This window comes from Mitsuokella multacida DSM 20544, assembly GCF_000155955.1.
GTDB classification, from domain to species: Bacteria; Bacillota; Negativicutes; order Selenomonadales; family Selenomonadaceae; genus Mitsuokella; species Mitsuokella multacida.
In genome coordinates this window covers 655,972-668,824 of record NZ_GG697142.2, presented here as the reverse complement: position 1 = coordinate 668,824, position 12,853 = coordinate 655,972, and the positions used below count along the sequence as shown (strand labels likewise).

The 12,853-nt window shown below is 61.0% G+C and carries 13 protein-coding genes and 1 riboswitch; of the genes, 2 read left to right on the top strand and 11 right to left on the bottom strand.

All coding sequences use genetic code 11. The features are described from left to right. Positions 1-99 precede the first annotated feature (99 nt). The 7 genes from ftsH to rny form a co-directional block, all read right to left on the bottom strand. Entirely contained in the window at positions 100-2,154 is a 2,055-nt protein-coding gene (ftsH, locus tag MITSMUL_RS09980) for an ATP-dependent zinc metalloprotease FtsH (RefSeq protein ID WP_005842325.1), read from the bottom strand. A gap of 54 nt (positions 2,155-2,208) precedes the next feature. Next, on the bottom strand, positions 2,209-3,042 hold the full coding sequence (locus MITSMUL_RS09975; protein WP_005842324.1) for an Asp23/Gls24 family envelope stress response protein: 834 nt from the start codon (positions 3,040-3,042) through the stop codon (positions 2,209-2,211). 36 nt (positions 3,043-3,078) lie between these two features. Beyond that, complete coding sequence (locus MITSMUL_RS09970; protein ID WP_040636214.1) at positions 3,079-3,909, bottom strand: PHP domain-containing protein; 831 nt, start codon at positions 3,907-3,909, stop codon at positions 3,079-3,081. Positions 3,910-3,966: 57 nt separating this feature from the next. Continuing rightward, a complete protein-coding gene (locus MITSMUL_RS09965; protein ID WP_036377856.1) occupies positions 3,967-4,227 on the bottom strand; it encodes a stage V sporulation protein S in 261 nt (86 codons plus the stop codon). Positions 4,228-4,384: 157 nt separating this feature from the next. Continuing rightward, a complete protein-coding gene (locus MITSMUL_RS09960; RefSeq protein ID WP_187115564.1) occupies positions 4,385-5,170 on the bottom strand; it encodes a TIGR00282 family metallophosphoesterase in 786 nt (261 codons plus the stop codon). Positions 5,171-5,203: 33 nt separating this feature from the next. Beyond that, positions 5,204-5,749, bottom strand: a complete 546-nt coding sequence (locus MITSMUL_RS09955; protein WP_005842318.1) for a hypothetical protein — start codon at positions 5,747-5,749, stop codon at positions 5,204-5,206. 66 nt (positions 5,750-5,815) lie between these two features. Next, positions 5,816-7,360, bottom strand: coding sequence for a ribonuclease Y (rny, locus tag MITSMUL_RS09950; protein WP_005842317.1), 1,545 nt, complete (start codon positions 7,358-7,360; stop codon positions 5,816-5,818). A gap of 217 nt (positions 7,361-7,577) precedes the next feature. Here rny and MITSMUL_RS09945 point away from each other — a divergent pair, with 217 nt between their 5' ends. Beyond that, a complete protein-coding gene (locus MITSMUL_RS09945; protein WP_005842315.1) occupies positions 7,578-7,904 on the top strand; it encodes a hypothetical protein in 327 nt (108 codons plus the stop codon). A 118-nt stretch (positions 7,905-8,022) separates the two neighbouring features. On the opposite strand, the gene MITSMUL_RS09940 is transcribed toward MITSMUL_RS09945, so the two are convergent. Further along, positions 8,023-8,472: a CBS domain-containing protein gene (locus MITSMUL_RS09940; RefSeq protein ID WP_005842313.1), complete on the bottom strand. Its 450-nt coding sequence runs from the start codon at positions 8,470-8,472 to the stop codon at positions 8,023-8,025. Between the two features lie 209 nt (positions 8,473-8,681). Here MITSMUL_RS09940 and MITSMUL_RS09935 point away from each other — a divergent pair, with 209 nt between their 5' ends. Continuing rightward, complete coding sequence (locus tag MITSMUL_RS09935; protein ID WP_147653004.1) at positions 8,682-9,764, top strand: M48 family metallopeptidase; 1,083 nt, start codon at positions 8,682-8,684, stop codon at positions 9,762-9,764. Positions 9,765-9,834: 70 nt separating this feature from the next. Here the strand turns inward: MITSMUL_RS09935 and thiC are convergent, their stop codons facing one another. The 3 genes from thiC to MITSMUL_RS09920 form a co-directional block, all read right to left on the bottom strand. Further along, a complete protein-coding gene (gene thiC / locus MITSMUL_RS09930; RefSeq protein WP_005842309.1) occupies positions 9,835-11,142 on the bottom strand; it encodes a phosphomethylpyrimidine synthase ThiC in 1,308 nt (435 codons plus the stop codon). A 48-nt stretch (positions 11,143-11,190) separates the two neighbouring features. Beyond that, a riboswitch (TPP riboswitch) is annotated at positions 11,191-11,285 on the bottom strand. A gap of 102 nt (positions 11,286-11,387) precedes the next feature. Continuing rightward, positions 11,388-12,368: a phenylacetate--CoA ligase family protein gene (locus tag MITSMUL_RS09925; RefSeq protein ID WP_040636213.1), complete on the bottom strand. Its 981-nt coding sequence runs from the start codon at positions 12,366-12,368 to the stop codon at positions 11,388-11,390. A 30-nt stretch (positions 12,369-12,398) separates the two neighbouring features. After that, on the bottom strand, positions 12,399-12,845 hold the full coding sequence (locus MITSMUL_RS09920) for an Hsp20 family protein (RefSeq protein WP_040636212.1): 447 nt from the start codon (positions 12,843-12,845) through the stop codon (positions 12,399-12,401). Positions 12,846-12,853: the final 8 nt, after the last annotated feature.

Sequence of the window (12,853 nt, the reverse complement as noted above, 5' to 3'; positions counted from 1 at the left end):
GGCGGGACTCCCTGCCGATGCAGCCTCAGGCTACTCTTCTTCATCATCGTCATGATATCTAAATATAACACAACGACAACGAAAAAGCAAATGACAGGGTCAGCTCTGCGGCGGCTGCGGCTGTTCTGAGGAGCTCTCGCCCTTTCCCTGAACATCCGCTGCCACGGGTGCTGCAGTTTCAGTCTTGGCTTCCTTGGCTTCCGAAGACGCTGCAGGCTTTGAAGACGCGGAAGGCTCCGAGAGGAACGCGAGCTCCTTTGCCTTCTCGGCATCGGCTTTGGCGTCCTTCTCCTCGTCGGCGAGCAGTTTCTGCTCGGCCGACTCGACTTCCTGCGTCTCGCTCTTGTCGCCCTCGAGGATCTTCATGAACTCGTCGCCCGTGATGGTCTCCTTCTCGTAGAGGTAGGAGGCGAGCGCGTCGAGCTTGTCCATATGGGCCTTCAAGAGGGCGATGGCCTTCTCGTGCTGCTTGCGCACGAGCTCGACGACCTTCTTGTCGATTTGCTGCTGCGTGGCCGCCGAGCAGGTCAGGCTCGTGTCGCCGCCGAGGTAGCGGTTGTTGACCGTCTCCATCGCGACCATGTCGAACTCGTCACTCATGCCGTAGCGCGTGATCATCGCGCGCGCGAGCTTCGTCGCCTGCTCGATATCGTTCGAGGCGCCCGTGCTGACGAGGCCGAACTTGACCTCCTCGGCGGCACGGCCGGCCGTGAACGTCGCGATCTTGTTCTCGAGCTCTTCGCGCGAGAGGATGTACTTATCCTGCTGCTCGACCTGCATCGTGTAGCCGAGCGCGCCCGACGTGCGCGGGATGATCGTGATCTTCTGGACCGGCGCGGAGTGCGACTGCAGCGCCGCGACGAGCGCATGGCCGATCTCGTGGTAGGCGACCGTGCGCTTCTCGGCATCCGAGAGGATGGCGTTCTTCTTCTGGTAGCCGGCGATGACGACTTCGATGCTCTCCTCGAGGTCGGCCTCCGTCACCTCGCTGCGGCCCGAGCGCACGGCGCGCAGCGCGCCCTCGTTGATGATGTTGGCGAGCTCAGCGCCCGAGGCGCCGGCCGCCATGCGCGCGATCGTGTGGAAGTTGACGTCGTCCGCGAGGCGGACCTTCTTGGCGTGGACCTTGAGGATGTCCTCGCGGCCCTTGAGGTCCGGCAGCTCGACCGGCACGCGGCGGTCAAAGCGGCCCGGGCGCAGGAGCGCCGGGTCGAGAGAATCCGGGCGGTTCGTCGCCGCGAGGATGATGACGCCCGTATTGCCCTCGAAGCCGTCCATCTCGGTCAGCAGCTGGTTGAGCGTCTGTTCGCGCTCGTCGTTGCCCATGGCCGCGCCCGTGCGCTTCTGGCCGATCGCATCGATCTCATCGATGAAGACGATGCACGGCGCCTTCTCTTTCGCCTGCTTGAAGAGGTCGCGGACCTTCGAGGCACCCATGCCGACGAACATCTCGACGAATTCCGAGCCGGCAATCGAGAAGAACGGCACATTGGCCTCACCGGCGACGGCCTTCGCGAGCATCGTCTTGCCGGTGCCCGGCGGGCCGACGAGCAGCACGCCCTTCGGCATCGAGGCGCCGATGCTCGTGTACTTTGAGGGATTGTGCAGATAGTCGACAATCTCAGAGAGGTTCTCCTTGGCCTCATCCTCGCCGGCCACATCGCTGAAGTGGATGCCCTCCGACGACGGCACGTAGATCTTCGCCTGATTGCCCGAGCCGCCGAACATCATCGAGTTGCCGCCCGCCCGGTCCATAATCTTGCGGCTCATGTACTGGCCGATGGCGAAGAAGATCAAGAGCGGCAGGATCCAGGCGAGGAAGAAGCTCATGAGCGGCGAGGTCTCCTCCTTGATGTCCTGCGTGAAGGTCGCGCCCGACTCCATCAAGCGCTGCGCGAGCGTCGGGTCATTCATGATGCCCGTCTTGTACTTCTTGTGGTCGTCCTTGACCGTGTAGAGGATCTGGTTCGACTGGATCTCCACGTGGTCGACCGTCTTGTCGTCGATGGACTGCATGAACGTGCTGTAGTCGACCGGCACGATCTGTGCCTGCTCCATGTAAGGCCTTGCCATCTCATTGAACAGCAGGATGAGCGCCAGCACGACGATATAGTAAAAGGCCATCGGCTTCTTTGGCGATTTGACTTCTTTCATAGGGTTCACCTCCGGATAGCGAAAAAGCCCCCGCAGCCTCGCGCGGGGGCACAATCATGCTCGTACATAAAGTGTCTTGACGACGATGTCCACCTCGTGGACGATCATGCCCGTCATGAACTCGACATGGCTCGTGACTTTCTCCTGTGCCTGCTTCAGAAGCGTCGGGATGTGGTTGCCATACGTCAGCACCACATTGCAGGAGATGCGCAGGCCCTGGTCCTCGTCACCGGCGAAGAGGTGCTTGACCTCGATGTCGCTGACCTTGCTGAACGGGCCCTCATTGAGGATGACGTGGCGCACGATGCCCTTGATGGCCGAGTCGTCGATGACGAGCTTGCCGTAATAGCTGAAGACCGGCCGCACGATGGACTTCTCGCCGAGGCGGCGGCGCCTTGTCGACGAGCGCTTGAAGAACGACTGCAGCGGGTCGATGAGGTAGCCGGAGAAATGCGGCTTGAGCTCGATCGTCGGCACAGGGATGATGTGCTTGCCCTGCTTGACGCGGTAGAAACGCGCCTTCTCCATCTCCGACCGCGTCGCGATGTCCTCGATGCGGATGATCTTCGCGATGGGCGGCAGGTGCAGCGCCCTCGTGATCTTCTGGACCATGTTCTCCGACGTGCCGAGGATCAGGATGCGGTGCGGCTGCGATTTCTCGATTGCCTTGCGCACCTCCTCAGCATGGCCCGGCAGGATGAAGATGGCCCGCCGGACGGCCATGATCTTGCTCTGCTCCTTCTTGGCCGAATGACCCGCCAAGATTTTGCCATCCTTGATGAGGATGCCATCGTCGATGATGGCATCGGCACCGTTCTTGTGCGCGACAATCAGCGCGCGGTGGCTTTTCCCGGTCCCGCTCGGACCGACTAAGGCAATGACATCCATCTATTCTCTCCTTGCTTTCAGCGTGCTCTCGTGCTTTCAGAGTTTCTGTGTTGGACGGTAGAGCTTCTCCGCCCAGCAGTCGTCGATGGTGAAAACGCCAAGTGCCTGTGGGTAGCGCGTCGCGAAGCCGTGGAAGTCGGACCCGCCCGTCACGAGCAGGTTGTAGCGCTTCGCCATCTCGAGATAGCGCGCTGTATCCTCGGCATCGTGCTGCGGGTAGAAGACCTCGAGGCCCTCGATGCCGCGGCAGCAGAGGTCCTCGACGATCCGATCGTCGCCGATGAGCTTCGGGTGCGCGAGCACGGGCGTGCCGCCGGCCGCCTTGATCAGGGCGATGATGTCCTCGACCTCGAGATGGTAGTGCGGCACATAGGCGGGCTTGCCCTTCATGAGCATCGCCTCGAACGCATCGCGGACCGTCGGGAAGTAGCCCTTCTTGACGAGCACGCGGCCGATGTGCGAGCGGCTGATGGAGCGGCTCGCGCCCGCGATCGTCAGCACCTCCGTCTCGCTGATCTCGTAGCCGAGATTCTGGAGCTTCTCGACCATCTCGCTGAAGCGCGTCCAGCGCGCCTCCGTGACATCGTTGAGCTTGTCGACGAGCTCGCCGTAGTAGATATCGATGTTGTACCCCAAGATGTGGATTTCCCGCGTCGGGTGGTGCGCACTGAACTCAATGCCCGGGATGATGTGGATCCCCCTGGCCGGATACAGGCCATTCTCGTAGAGATGGCTGATCCCCTCCACCGTATCATGGTCCGTGATGGCCATGTACGAGAGGCCGGCCTCCTTCGCCTTTGCCACGAGTTCCTCGGGCGTCAGCTTGCCGTCTGAGTACGTCGTGTGCATATGCAGATCACTTGGCATCCTGATTTCACTCCTAAATCGTACCTGAATCGCCTGAATATCGCCTGAACGATGGGCTCAGCGCGGCTCCACAATGAGCTTGATTGCCGTGCGCTCTTCCCCATCGATCTTGATGTCGGTAAAGGCAGGGATGCAGATGAGATCGACGCCGTGCGGCGCGACGAAGCCGCGGGCAATCGCGACGGCCTTGACGGCCTGATTGAGCGCGCCGGCCCCGATGGCCTGCATCTCCGCACTGCCATTCTCGCGGATCACGCCGGCCAGAGCGCCGGCGACAGAATTCGGATTCGATTTCGCAGAAACTTTCAAGACTTCCATGATGAGCACGACCTCCTTGTCCACCTAATGCTGGAATACGTAAGCGCTATTCATGCTGCTATCTGAGCTATCTAAATTATCACTAGTGTTACTATTCGTCGCCCTGCATGGAATTCCTGCTTTTCGGCTTCATTTTCTCAAAAGCATGTTTGCTCGCTCAGAGCTCGTCTTCCTGCAGCAGCAGGCGCTCGATGGCGCGCGTCTCGTTCGTCGCATCGTCGATTGTGACGACGACGGCCGAGTAGACGCAGGGACCGTCGGCGACGTCGAAGCGCACGGGCATGGCCGTCGTGAAGCGCTCGAGGATGAGGTCCGTCTTGACGCCGAGCACGGAGTCGCGCGGGCCGACCATGCCGAGGTCCGTGATGTAGGCCGTGCCGTGCGGCAGCAGGCGCTCGTCAGCCGTCTGCACGTGCGTGTGCGTGCCGACGACGCCGTTGACGCGACCGTCGAGGTAATAGCCCATCGCCGTCTTCTCCGACGTCGTCTCGGCATGGAAGTCGAGGAAGACGATGTCGCACTCATCCCGCATCTCGTGCAGGAGCTCCTCGACCTTCTGGAACGGGCAGTCGAGCGGCGGCATGAAGGCGCGGCCCGAGAGGTTCATGACGCCGATGTTCTTCGCCTTGAATGGATAGCTGCACCAGCCCTTGCCCGGCGTGCCCTCCGGGTAGTTCGCCGGGCGGATCAGGAACGGCTCCTGATCGATGAACTCGAGCACATCGCGCTTATCCCAGACGTGGTTGCCCGAGGTGACGATGTCCGCGCCGCCACGGTAGAGCTCGTCGAGCGACTTGCGCGTGAAGCCCTTGCCGCCCGCGGAGTTCTCCCCGTTGACGATGACGACATCGATATCCTTCTCCTTGCGGAGTCTTGGCGTAATCTTGCAGAATGCCCGTCGGCCCGAGCGGCCGATGACATCCCCTACCAGCATGACTTTCAAGTTTATCCTTCTTTCTATCTCTTTATCAGCGCATCAGCGGTTGTAGACGACGACGCGGTCGTTCTCGCGCAGGCCGACCATGTGCATGCGGAAGCGGAATTCCTGGCGCTGGACCTGGTCGAGCATCTGGTCGAGCAGGTCGCTCTGCACCGTCGCGAAATCCTCCTCGAGCTTCTGCAGCGAGTGCTCGTCGACGAGCAGCGCCTTGCCGAAGTGCTCCGTGAAGAGCCGCGCGATCAATGTGAGCTCGTCGCGCTCAAGCGTCATGACATCGCGCTCGACGTGGAACATGACCGTCTTCTTCTCGACGGAGACTTCCTCGACCCAGATGTTGGCGCCGACCTCTTCGTCGGCGACCACCACGTGGTACGTCTCGATGCTCTCCGAGAGCAGGCGCGCGAACGCGTCGAGCTTAGCCGCGGGGTAATCGCCGCGCACAATGAACTCGAACGTCAGCGTCGAGCGGCGCGGGTCGTACGACAGAGAGCTGATCTCGGGGTAGCAGACGAGCATCGAAGCCAGGAACTGGATGCCCGCCTTCTCCTCCTCTTTGCTGCGCTTTGACTGGAAACCAAACATGATAGTACCCTCTTAACAGACTGAGGGTCCGGGACAAAGCCCGCACCCTCAGTACAGCAGAACCGTTTATTTTGCATAATCGACGACGCGCGTCTCGCGGATGACCGTGGCCTTGATCTGACCCGGGTACTCGAGCTCGTCTTCGATTTTCTTGACAATGTTATGGGCGAGTGCTGCGGCCTCCGCATCGTCAACCTTGTCGGGCTTGACCATGACGCGGATCTCGCGGCCTGCCTGGATGGCAAAGCAGCGCTCAACGCCGTCGAAGGATTCGGCAATCTCTTCGAGGCTCTTCAGGCGCTTGAGATACGACTCAAGACTCTCGCGGCGCGCGCCCGGCCGTGCCGCCGAGACAGCATCTGCTGCCGAGACGAGGACCGACTCGACGCTCGTCGCTTCGACATCACCGTGATGCGAGAGGATCGCGTTGATGACGTCTTTCGACTCACGATACTTGCGGGCGATATCGGCGCCGATGGTCGTATGCGACCCCTCGACCTCGTGGTCGATGGCCTTGCCGATATCGTGGAGCAGGCCGCCGCGCTTCGCGAGCATGACATCACAGCCGAGCTCGGCTGCCATGACACCGGCGAGGTGCGCGACCTCGATGGAATGATTGAGCACGTTCTGGCCGTAGCTCGTGCGGTAGCGCAGGCGGCCGAGCAGTCGGATGAGCTCCGGATGGAGTCCGTGGACACCCGTCTCGAACGTCGCCTGTTCGCCAGCTTCCTTGATGCGCTGGTCGACTTCGCGCTTCGCCTTCTCGACCATCTCCTCGATGCGCGCCGGATGGATGCGGCCATCCTGGATGAGCTTCTCGAGTGCGATGCGCGCGATCTCGCGGCGCACCGGGTCGAAGCCCGACAGGATGACGGCCTCCGGCGTGTCGTCGATGATGAGGTCGATGCCCGTCAGCGTCTCGAGCGTGCGGATGTTGCGGCCCTCACGGCCGATGATACGGCCCTTCATCTCGTCGTTCGGCAGTGCGACGACCGAGACCGTCGTCTCCGCGACATGGTCAGCCGCGCAGCGCTGGATGGCCGTCGAGAGAATCTCGCGGGCCTTCTTGTCCGCCTCGTCCTTCGTCTGCTGCTCGTACTCCTTGATCTTCATGGCCTTCTCGTGCTTGAGTTCTTCCTCCGCCTCAGCCATGAGTGTCGTGCGGGCCTCTTCTGCGGTCAGGCCCGAGATGCGCTCGAGCTCAGCCTTCTGCTGCTCGTGCATCTCATTGACCGCAGCCTGGCTCTTGTCGAGACGCGCTTCCTTGCGCGAGAGGGATTCCTCACGCTTCTCGATGGAATCGAGCTTGCGGTCGAGGTTCTCCTCTTTCTGCACGACGCGCCGCTCCTGGCGCTGGAGCTCCGAACGGCGCTCCTTCGTCTCACGGTCGAGTTCCTGGCGCAGGCGATGGATGTCTTCCTTCGCCTCGAGCAGGGCTTCTTTCTTCTTCGTCTCGCCACGCTGGGCTGCATCATCTACAATTCGTTTTGCTTCCGCTTCCGCCGAGCCGATCTGCGACTCCGCCGTGCGCTTGCGCATGACGTAGCCGATGCCAGCACCGACGAATGCCGCTACTATTACCGCTAATATTATTGTAACGATAATATTCACCCCCCTTTTCGTTTTTTGCTTTCATGCATATTTATATCGGTAGTCTTGACATAAACTATACCTTACTATTCTACTGATTTTTTCCTTTAGTGTCAAGGAATCCTAGAGGTTCCAGAAGGAAGATTTCCCTGTGGCAAAATTGGCACAGTGGCCTTATAATAGACTATGTCAACGGTTCTGAGAAATCAGGCGACAAATCCACGAAAAGAGGGATATCATGTTCCACTGCTCAATCTGCGGGCGCGCGCTCAGCGAGAAGGAGGCCCTTGTGCATCAGGGCAAGGACGGCAAGAAGGAGATCATCTGCTCGGCCTGCTTCGAGAAGGAAGTCGGCATCGACTACGAGACCTTCCGCTACCGCCGCGAGAATGCAAAACAGACGTTCTTCGCCGTGCTCTTCTGCCTCGGCGCCACCGTCTATGCATTCATCGAGAAGGGCTGGCCCTACGGCTTGCTCGGCATCGTGCTGACCATCCTCGTCTACCTCTTCTCCAGCCGCACGGGCAAGCCGAAGACGAAGGAAAAAGAAACGAACCAGAAATGAAAGAGAGCCGTCTCCCGCAAGAGAAACGGCTCTCCTTCGTATCTCGGACACATGGCGGCAGCCTGCCCTATCATAGGCAAACCACAGCTACAATGTCCGTCATGCCTCTCACCGCGCATCACGCGAGCATCATCTTGACGATGTCGCGGCGGCTGACGATGCCGAGCAGGTGCTTCTCATCGTCGAGCACGGGCACGCGCTTGATGTGCTTCTCGTAGAGGATCTTCGCCACCTTGCTGACGTCGTCGTCCGGCTTGACGGAGATGAGCTTCTTCGTCATGAGCTGCTCCGCCGAGATGGCCGCAATCTTGCGAAAGGCATCCTGATACTCGCGCAGGCCCGAGTAGTAGATGACCGCGCCGAGGATGCAGAGCTCGTCCGGCAGCTCCGGCGCGAACTCCTTGCGCACGAGATCGCCCTCGCTGACGATGCCGCAGACCGTGCCGTCATCGTCGACGACCGGCAGCCCCGAGACATCGCGGTCCACGATCGTCTGCGCGATCTCGCGGATGGACGCATCCTTCTTGACCGTAACAACATCCTTCGTCATGATATCCTTCACCAGCATATGAAACACCTCATTTCTGATTCCTTGCAGATTGCGGGGAACACCCCTTTGCTAAAGGATTCGCTATCTTTCGACGATTCCCCTGCCTAGCGCAAAATTTTCTGCCAACGAAAGGCTCCTCCTGCTGCTGTCATCTTGTTTTTTGCTGCTGTTATTCCTATAATGGAAGCAGGATAGTCTGAATACGACAAAGTGGAAGGATGAGCATCATGGAAATCAAGAAATCCTTGCAGAAACGAATCGTCACCGTCCTCGCAGCGGGCATGATCATGATTCCCGGAGCATACGGGCTCGCACCGGCTCCGGTCGCACATGCGGAGTTTGGCTGGGGCAGCATCATCGGTGCGGGCATCCAGGGTGTAGCTGCGCACGCACAGCTCACGGCATTCCTCAAGAAGTACAACGACTCCGAAGAGGGCCGTCAGGAGTTCTTCGAAGAGATGAAGAAGCAGTACGGCGTCAACAATGACGCCTACTACAACAGGAAGATCGACACCATCATGGCGAACCTGACGGCGGCGATTGGTGCGGTCGACCCGACGATCTACGACAAGCCCTACAACTACTTCATCAATCAGGACCAGAGCTTCAACGCCTTCTGCACGATTGGCCATAATATGAGCATCAACACGGGCCTCTTCAGCATCCTGACAAACGACGATGAAATCGCCGTCGTGCTCGGGCATGAGATGGCCCACGGCCAGAAAGACCATCCGGCCAAGGGGGCGCGGCGCAGCCTCAATATGTCGATTCTCGGCGCGGCGACGGGCACAGACCTCGGTGCGATCGTGGCGGGGATCATCAACAACCGCAACATCACGAAGCCGATGGAGCGCGAGGCGGATGCGCTGGCGTTTGAGTACATCACGCATTCCAATTACAACCCGGGCGCTTGTGCCGCGGTCTGGCAGCGCGTCATGGACAAGTCCAAGGGCCAGGAAAACTCGATGCAGCAGTTCTTCTCCGACCATCCGTCGGACGGCGACCGCCGCGACACGTACGTCAAGAAGCTCTATGAGTACAGCAACAAGCACGTGACGGTCAAGGACGGCACGGTCTCGGTCAACGGCAAGAACTTCGTCACGCCGGCAGCGGCTGGCGACATGTCGGCGGCAGAGCGCTCCTACTTCGTCGTCGGCAACCTCGCGGCGGCCTACCACAACGGCCATAACAAAGAGGCAGCTTATGTCGACGGCAAGACGGTCATGCTCGGCGCCCAGCCCATCATGACCTGCACCTACGACGACGAGTCGGCCCAGAAGCTCGCCGACCGCCTCAACAAAATCAAATAACATGCGCAACCAAAAAGCTGCTGCCCGTCGATGCGGACAGTAGCTTTTTTACGCGCGTGCGGCAGACATATCAGTCCTGGCACGGGCAATTCTCTTTATGGAAGTACTTGTTGATGATCTCGACGGCGCAGTAGTCGCCGCACATGGAGCAGGCGCCTTCGTCGGCTGGGTTGCGGGCGCCGCGCTTTTTCTTGGCGAGGTCCGGGTCGATGGCGAGTTCCATCTGGCGGTTCCAGTCGAGGACTTTGCGCGCCTTGGCCATCTCGAGGTCCCACTCGCGTGCGCCCGGTACGCCGCGCACGAGGTCGGCGGCATGGGCGGCGATGCGGCTCGTGATGACGCCCGTATGGACATCCTCGATCGTCGGCAGGGCCAGATGCTCGGCCGGCGTGACGTAGCAGAGGAAGTCCGCGCCGGAGACGGCGGCGAGCGTGCCGCCGATGGCTGCCGTGATGTGGTCGTAGCCCGGCGCGATATCCGTGACGAGCGGTCCGAGCACGTAGAACGGCGCGTGGCGGCAGAGGCGCTTCTCGAGCTTCATGTTCGCCTCGATCTGGTCGTACGGCACGTGGCCCGGTCCCTCGACCATGACCTGGACGCCGCGCTTCCAGGCGCGGTCCACGAGCTCGCCGAGCGTGATGAGCTCCGTGAGCTGGCCGCGGTCCGTCGCGTCGGCCGTGCAGCCGGGGCGCATGCCGTCGCCGAGGCTGATGGTCACATCGTACTTCTCGCAGATGTCGAGGATGTCGTCATAGTGCTCGTAGAGCGGGTTCTCCATCTCGTTGTGCAGCATCCAGCCCGCGATGAAGGAGCCGCCACGGCTCACGATGTCCATGACGCGGCCCTGGCGGCGCATGCGCTCGATGGCACTGCGCGTGACGCCACAGTGCAGCGTCATGAAGTCCGCGCCGTCTTTTGCCTGCTGCTCGATCGTCTCGAGGATGTCGTCATCCGTCATCTCGACGACGGCGCCATGCTCGCGGATGGAGCGCACCGTCGCCTGATAGAGCGGCACCGTGCCGACCATGATCGGCGAATGCTCGATGATGCGCTGGCGCGAGACGTCGATGTTGTTGCCCGTCGAGAGGTCCATGACGGCATCGGCACCGCAGCGCACGGCCTCGTCGAGCTTCTCGAGCTCCGGCTCGATGTCCGGGAACGTGCTCGACGTGCCGATGTTTGCATTGACCTTGACGCGCAGGCCCTCGCCGACGCCGCGCGGGCGCAGGTTCTTGTGGTTGATGTTGGCGCAGATGGCAATCGTGCCGTTTGCCACGCGCTCGCGGATGGTCTCAACGGGGATACGCTCCTCCTCTGCTACGATCTTCATCGCATCGGTGATGCGGCCCTCACGGGCCTGCTGCATTTGTGTCGCCATGAAATATACCTCCTGAAAAACAAAAGCCGTCCGGCGTACCGGACGGCAAGATATGCTCTGTCACTTCCCTACGCAGGTCTTAACCCAACAGGTTCCAAGGGTCGGAATACTCCTCTCAGCCAACGGCTCCCCTAGTGAATCGTTTTTATTCAGTTCTTTCTTATTCTAGCAGATTGTGCCATATCTTGCAACCAACATGGCAAAATATTGCCAAGAATTGCCAGAGCATCACAAACTGTGGTGCCTTACTCGAGCACGACGCGGAAGCGGCGCAGCGTGCGGCCGCAGGCGCAGGGCGCGGGAATGGGTTCGACGAGGAGCCCCGTGCGCAGCCGCACGAGTGGCATGGCCTCTGCTGCAAGCGTCGTCAAGACGAGCTTGCCTGCAGACTCCGTCGGCTCCAGCGTGACAGGGTCGACAAGCTCACCTAAGACGTAATCCTCTTGCAGGTGGAATGTGAGCTCCCCCGGCTCGCAGGGCAAGAACGGCGCGGCCGTGCCGAGTTCCGGCAAGGCCAGCATGTGGTAGACCTTGGCCGAGGTCATCGCGTTGAGCGAGGCGACGGTACTTGCCGCCGGCACGGCCGTGTGCAGGCAGAGGATGCGCGCGAGCGGCAGTTTGCTGAGGCCGCTGCCGTGCTCTAACAGAGCGTCATCGAGCGCGAGGATACGCTCCGGCGTGCCGATGAGCGTCTCCGGCGTCACGACGGCGAGCTGCTCAGGCCAGCTTTTGGCCTCGGAGCCTAGCATCATGGTGGCTGCGCCGATGAACTCGAGCGCGTAGTGGACATCCATGAGGCGGCTGTCGGCGCCGTCGCCGAGCACGGCTGCGAGCGTCGCATTGTGCAGGCCGCAGGCCACGAGGCTCCGCGTCACCTGCTCGATGTTGTGGGCGATGTCGCCGTTCGTCGCGAAGTGGACGAATTCCCCCTCGCCGCCCACTGCCTTCATGCACGAGATGCGCAGCAGGCTCGAGAGCGGCATCGTCAGGAAGTCAAAGGCGCGCTGGCCAGCCATTTCCTCCGGCCGCAAGAGCGGCAGCGCCTGCAGGTCTTCGGCCGCTTTCAGCTCCTTGAGCGCATTGCCGGTCAGGCCGCGCGCCGCGAACGACTCGCGGTAGTGCGCGCACTTCTCGGCTGCCCAGCGCAGGGCCTTCGGCAGGCGCTCCTGCTGGACTCCCCGGAGCCTTGCCGGCGCAATCTGTTCCATCGATGGATTGGCAAACAAAAATATCTCTCCTCGGAAATATCAGGAATCTCACTGGATATCGAAGACGGTCTTGTTCGTCTCCGCCGGCTCTTTCGGCAGGACGATGTGGAGCACTCCCTCGTCAAACGAGACGGTGACCTCGTCCTTGACGATGCCGTCGATCTCGAATGTGCGCTCAAAGGTGCCTGTGCGGCGCTCGCGGCAGATGAACTTGACGTCCATGTCCGGGTCCGGGCGCTCCGCCTTGATCGTCAGGTAGCCCGTCGCATCGTCGTACGAGACCGTGATCTGCTCCTTGTGGAAGCCCGGCAGCTCGGCGAAGATCTCGTAGCGGTCCGGCGTGTCGATGACATCGACGCGGAACGACGAGAACGCGCCGCTGACGCGTCCGAGCGGATTGCAGGGCTGGTCTGCGACAAAGTCGAGTGCCTTCTCGAGGACCTCGCGGCCCCGCTCAGCATTCTCACGGATATTGAAGGGAATCGGTCTGATCATCATAATCG

Excerpts from the sequence above, each read along its gene's own strand:
- ftsH (WP_005842325.1), bottom strand. The coding sequence starts at position 2,154 with ATGAAAGAAGTCAAATCGCCAAAGAAGCCGATGGCCTTTTACTATATC.
- MITSMUL_RS09975 (WP_005842324.1), bottom strand. The coding sequence starts at position 3,042 with ATGGATGTCATTGCCTTAGTCGGTCCGAGCGGGACCGGGAAAAGCCAC.
- MITSMUL_RS09970 (WP_040636214.1), bottom strand. The coding sequence starts at position 3,909 with ATGCCAAGTGATCTGCATATGCACACGACGTACTCAGACGGCAAGCTG.
- MITSMUL_RS09965 (WP_036377856.1), bottom strand. The coding sequence starts at position 4,227 with ATGGAAGTCTTGAAAGTTTCTGCGAAATCGAATCCGAATTCTGTCGCC.
- MITSMUL_RS09955 (WP_005842318.1), bottom strand. The coding sequence starts at position 5,749 with ATGTTTGGTTTCCAGTCAAAGCGCAGCAAAGAGGAGGAGAAGGCGGGC.
- MITSMUL_RS09945 (WP_005842315.1), top strand. The coding sequence starts at position 7,578 with ATGTTCCACTGCTCAATCTGCGGGCGCGCGCTCAGCGAGAAGGAGGCC.
- MITSMUL_RS09940 (WP_005842313.1), bottom strand. The coding sequence starts at position 8,472 with ATGCTGGTGAAGGATATCATGACGAAGGATGTTGTTACGGTCAAGAAG.
- MITSMUL_RS09935 (WP_147653004.1), top strand. The coding sequence starts at position 8,682 with ATGGAAATCAAGAAATCCTTGCAGAAACGAATCGTCACCGTCCTCGCA.
- thiC (WP_005842309.1), bottom strand. The coding sequence starts at position 11,142 with ATGGCGACACAAATGCAGCAGGCCCGTGAGGGCCGCATCACCGATGCG.
- MITSMUL_RS09920 (WP_040636212.1), bottom strand. The coding sequence starts at position 12,845 with ATGATCAGACCGATTCCCTTCAATATCCGTGAGAATGCTGAGCGGGGC.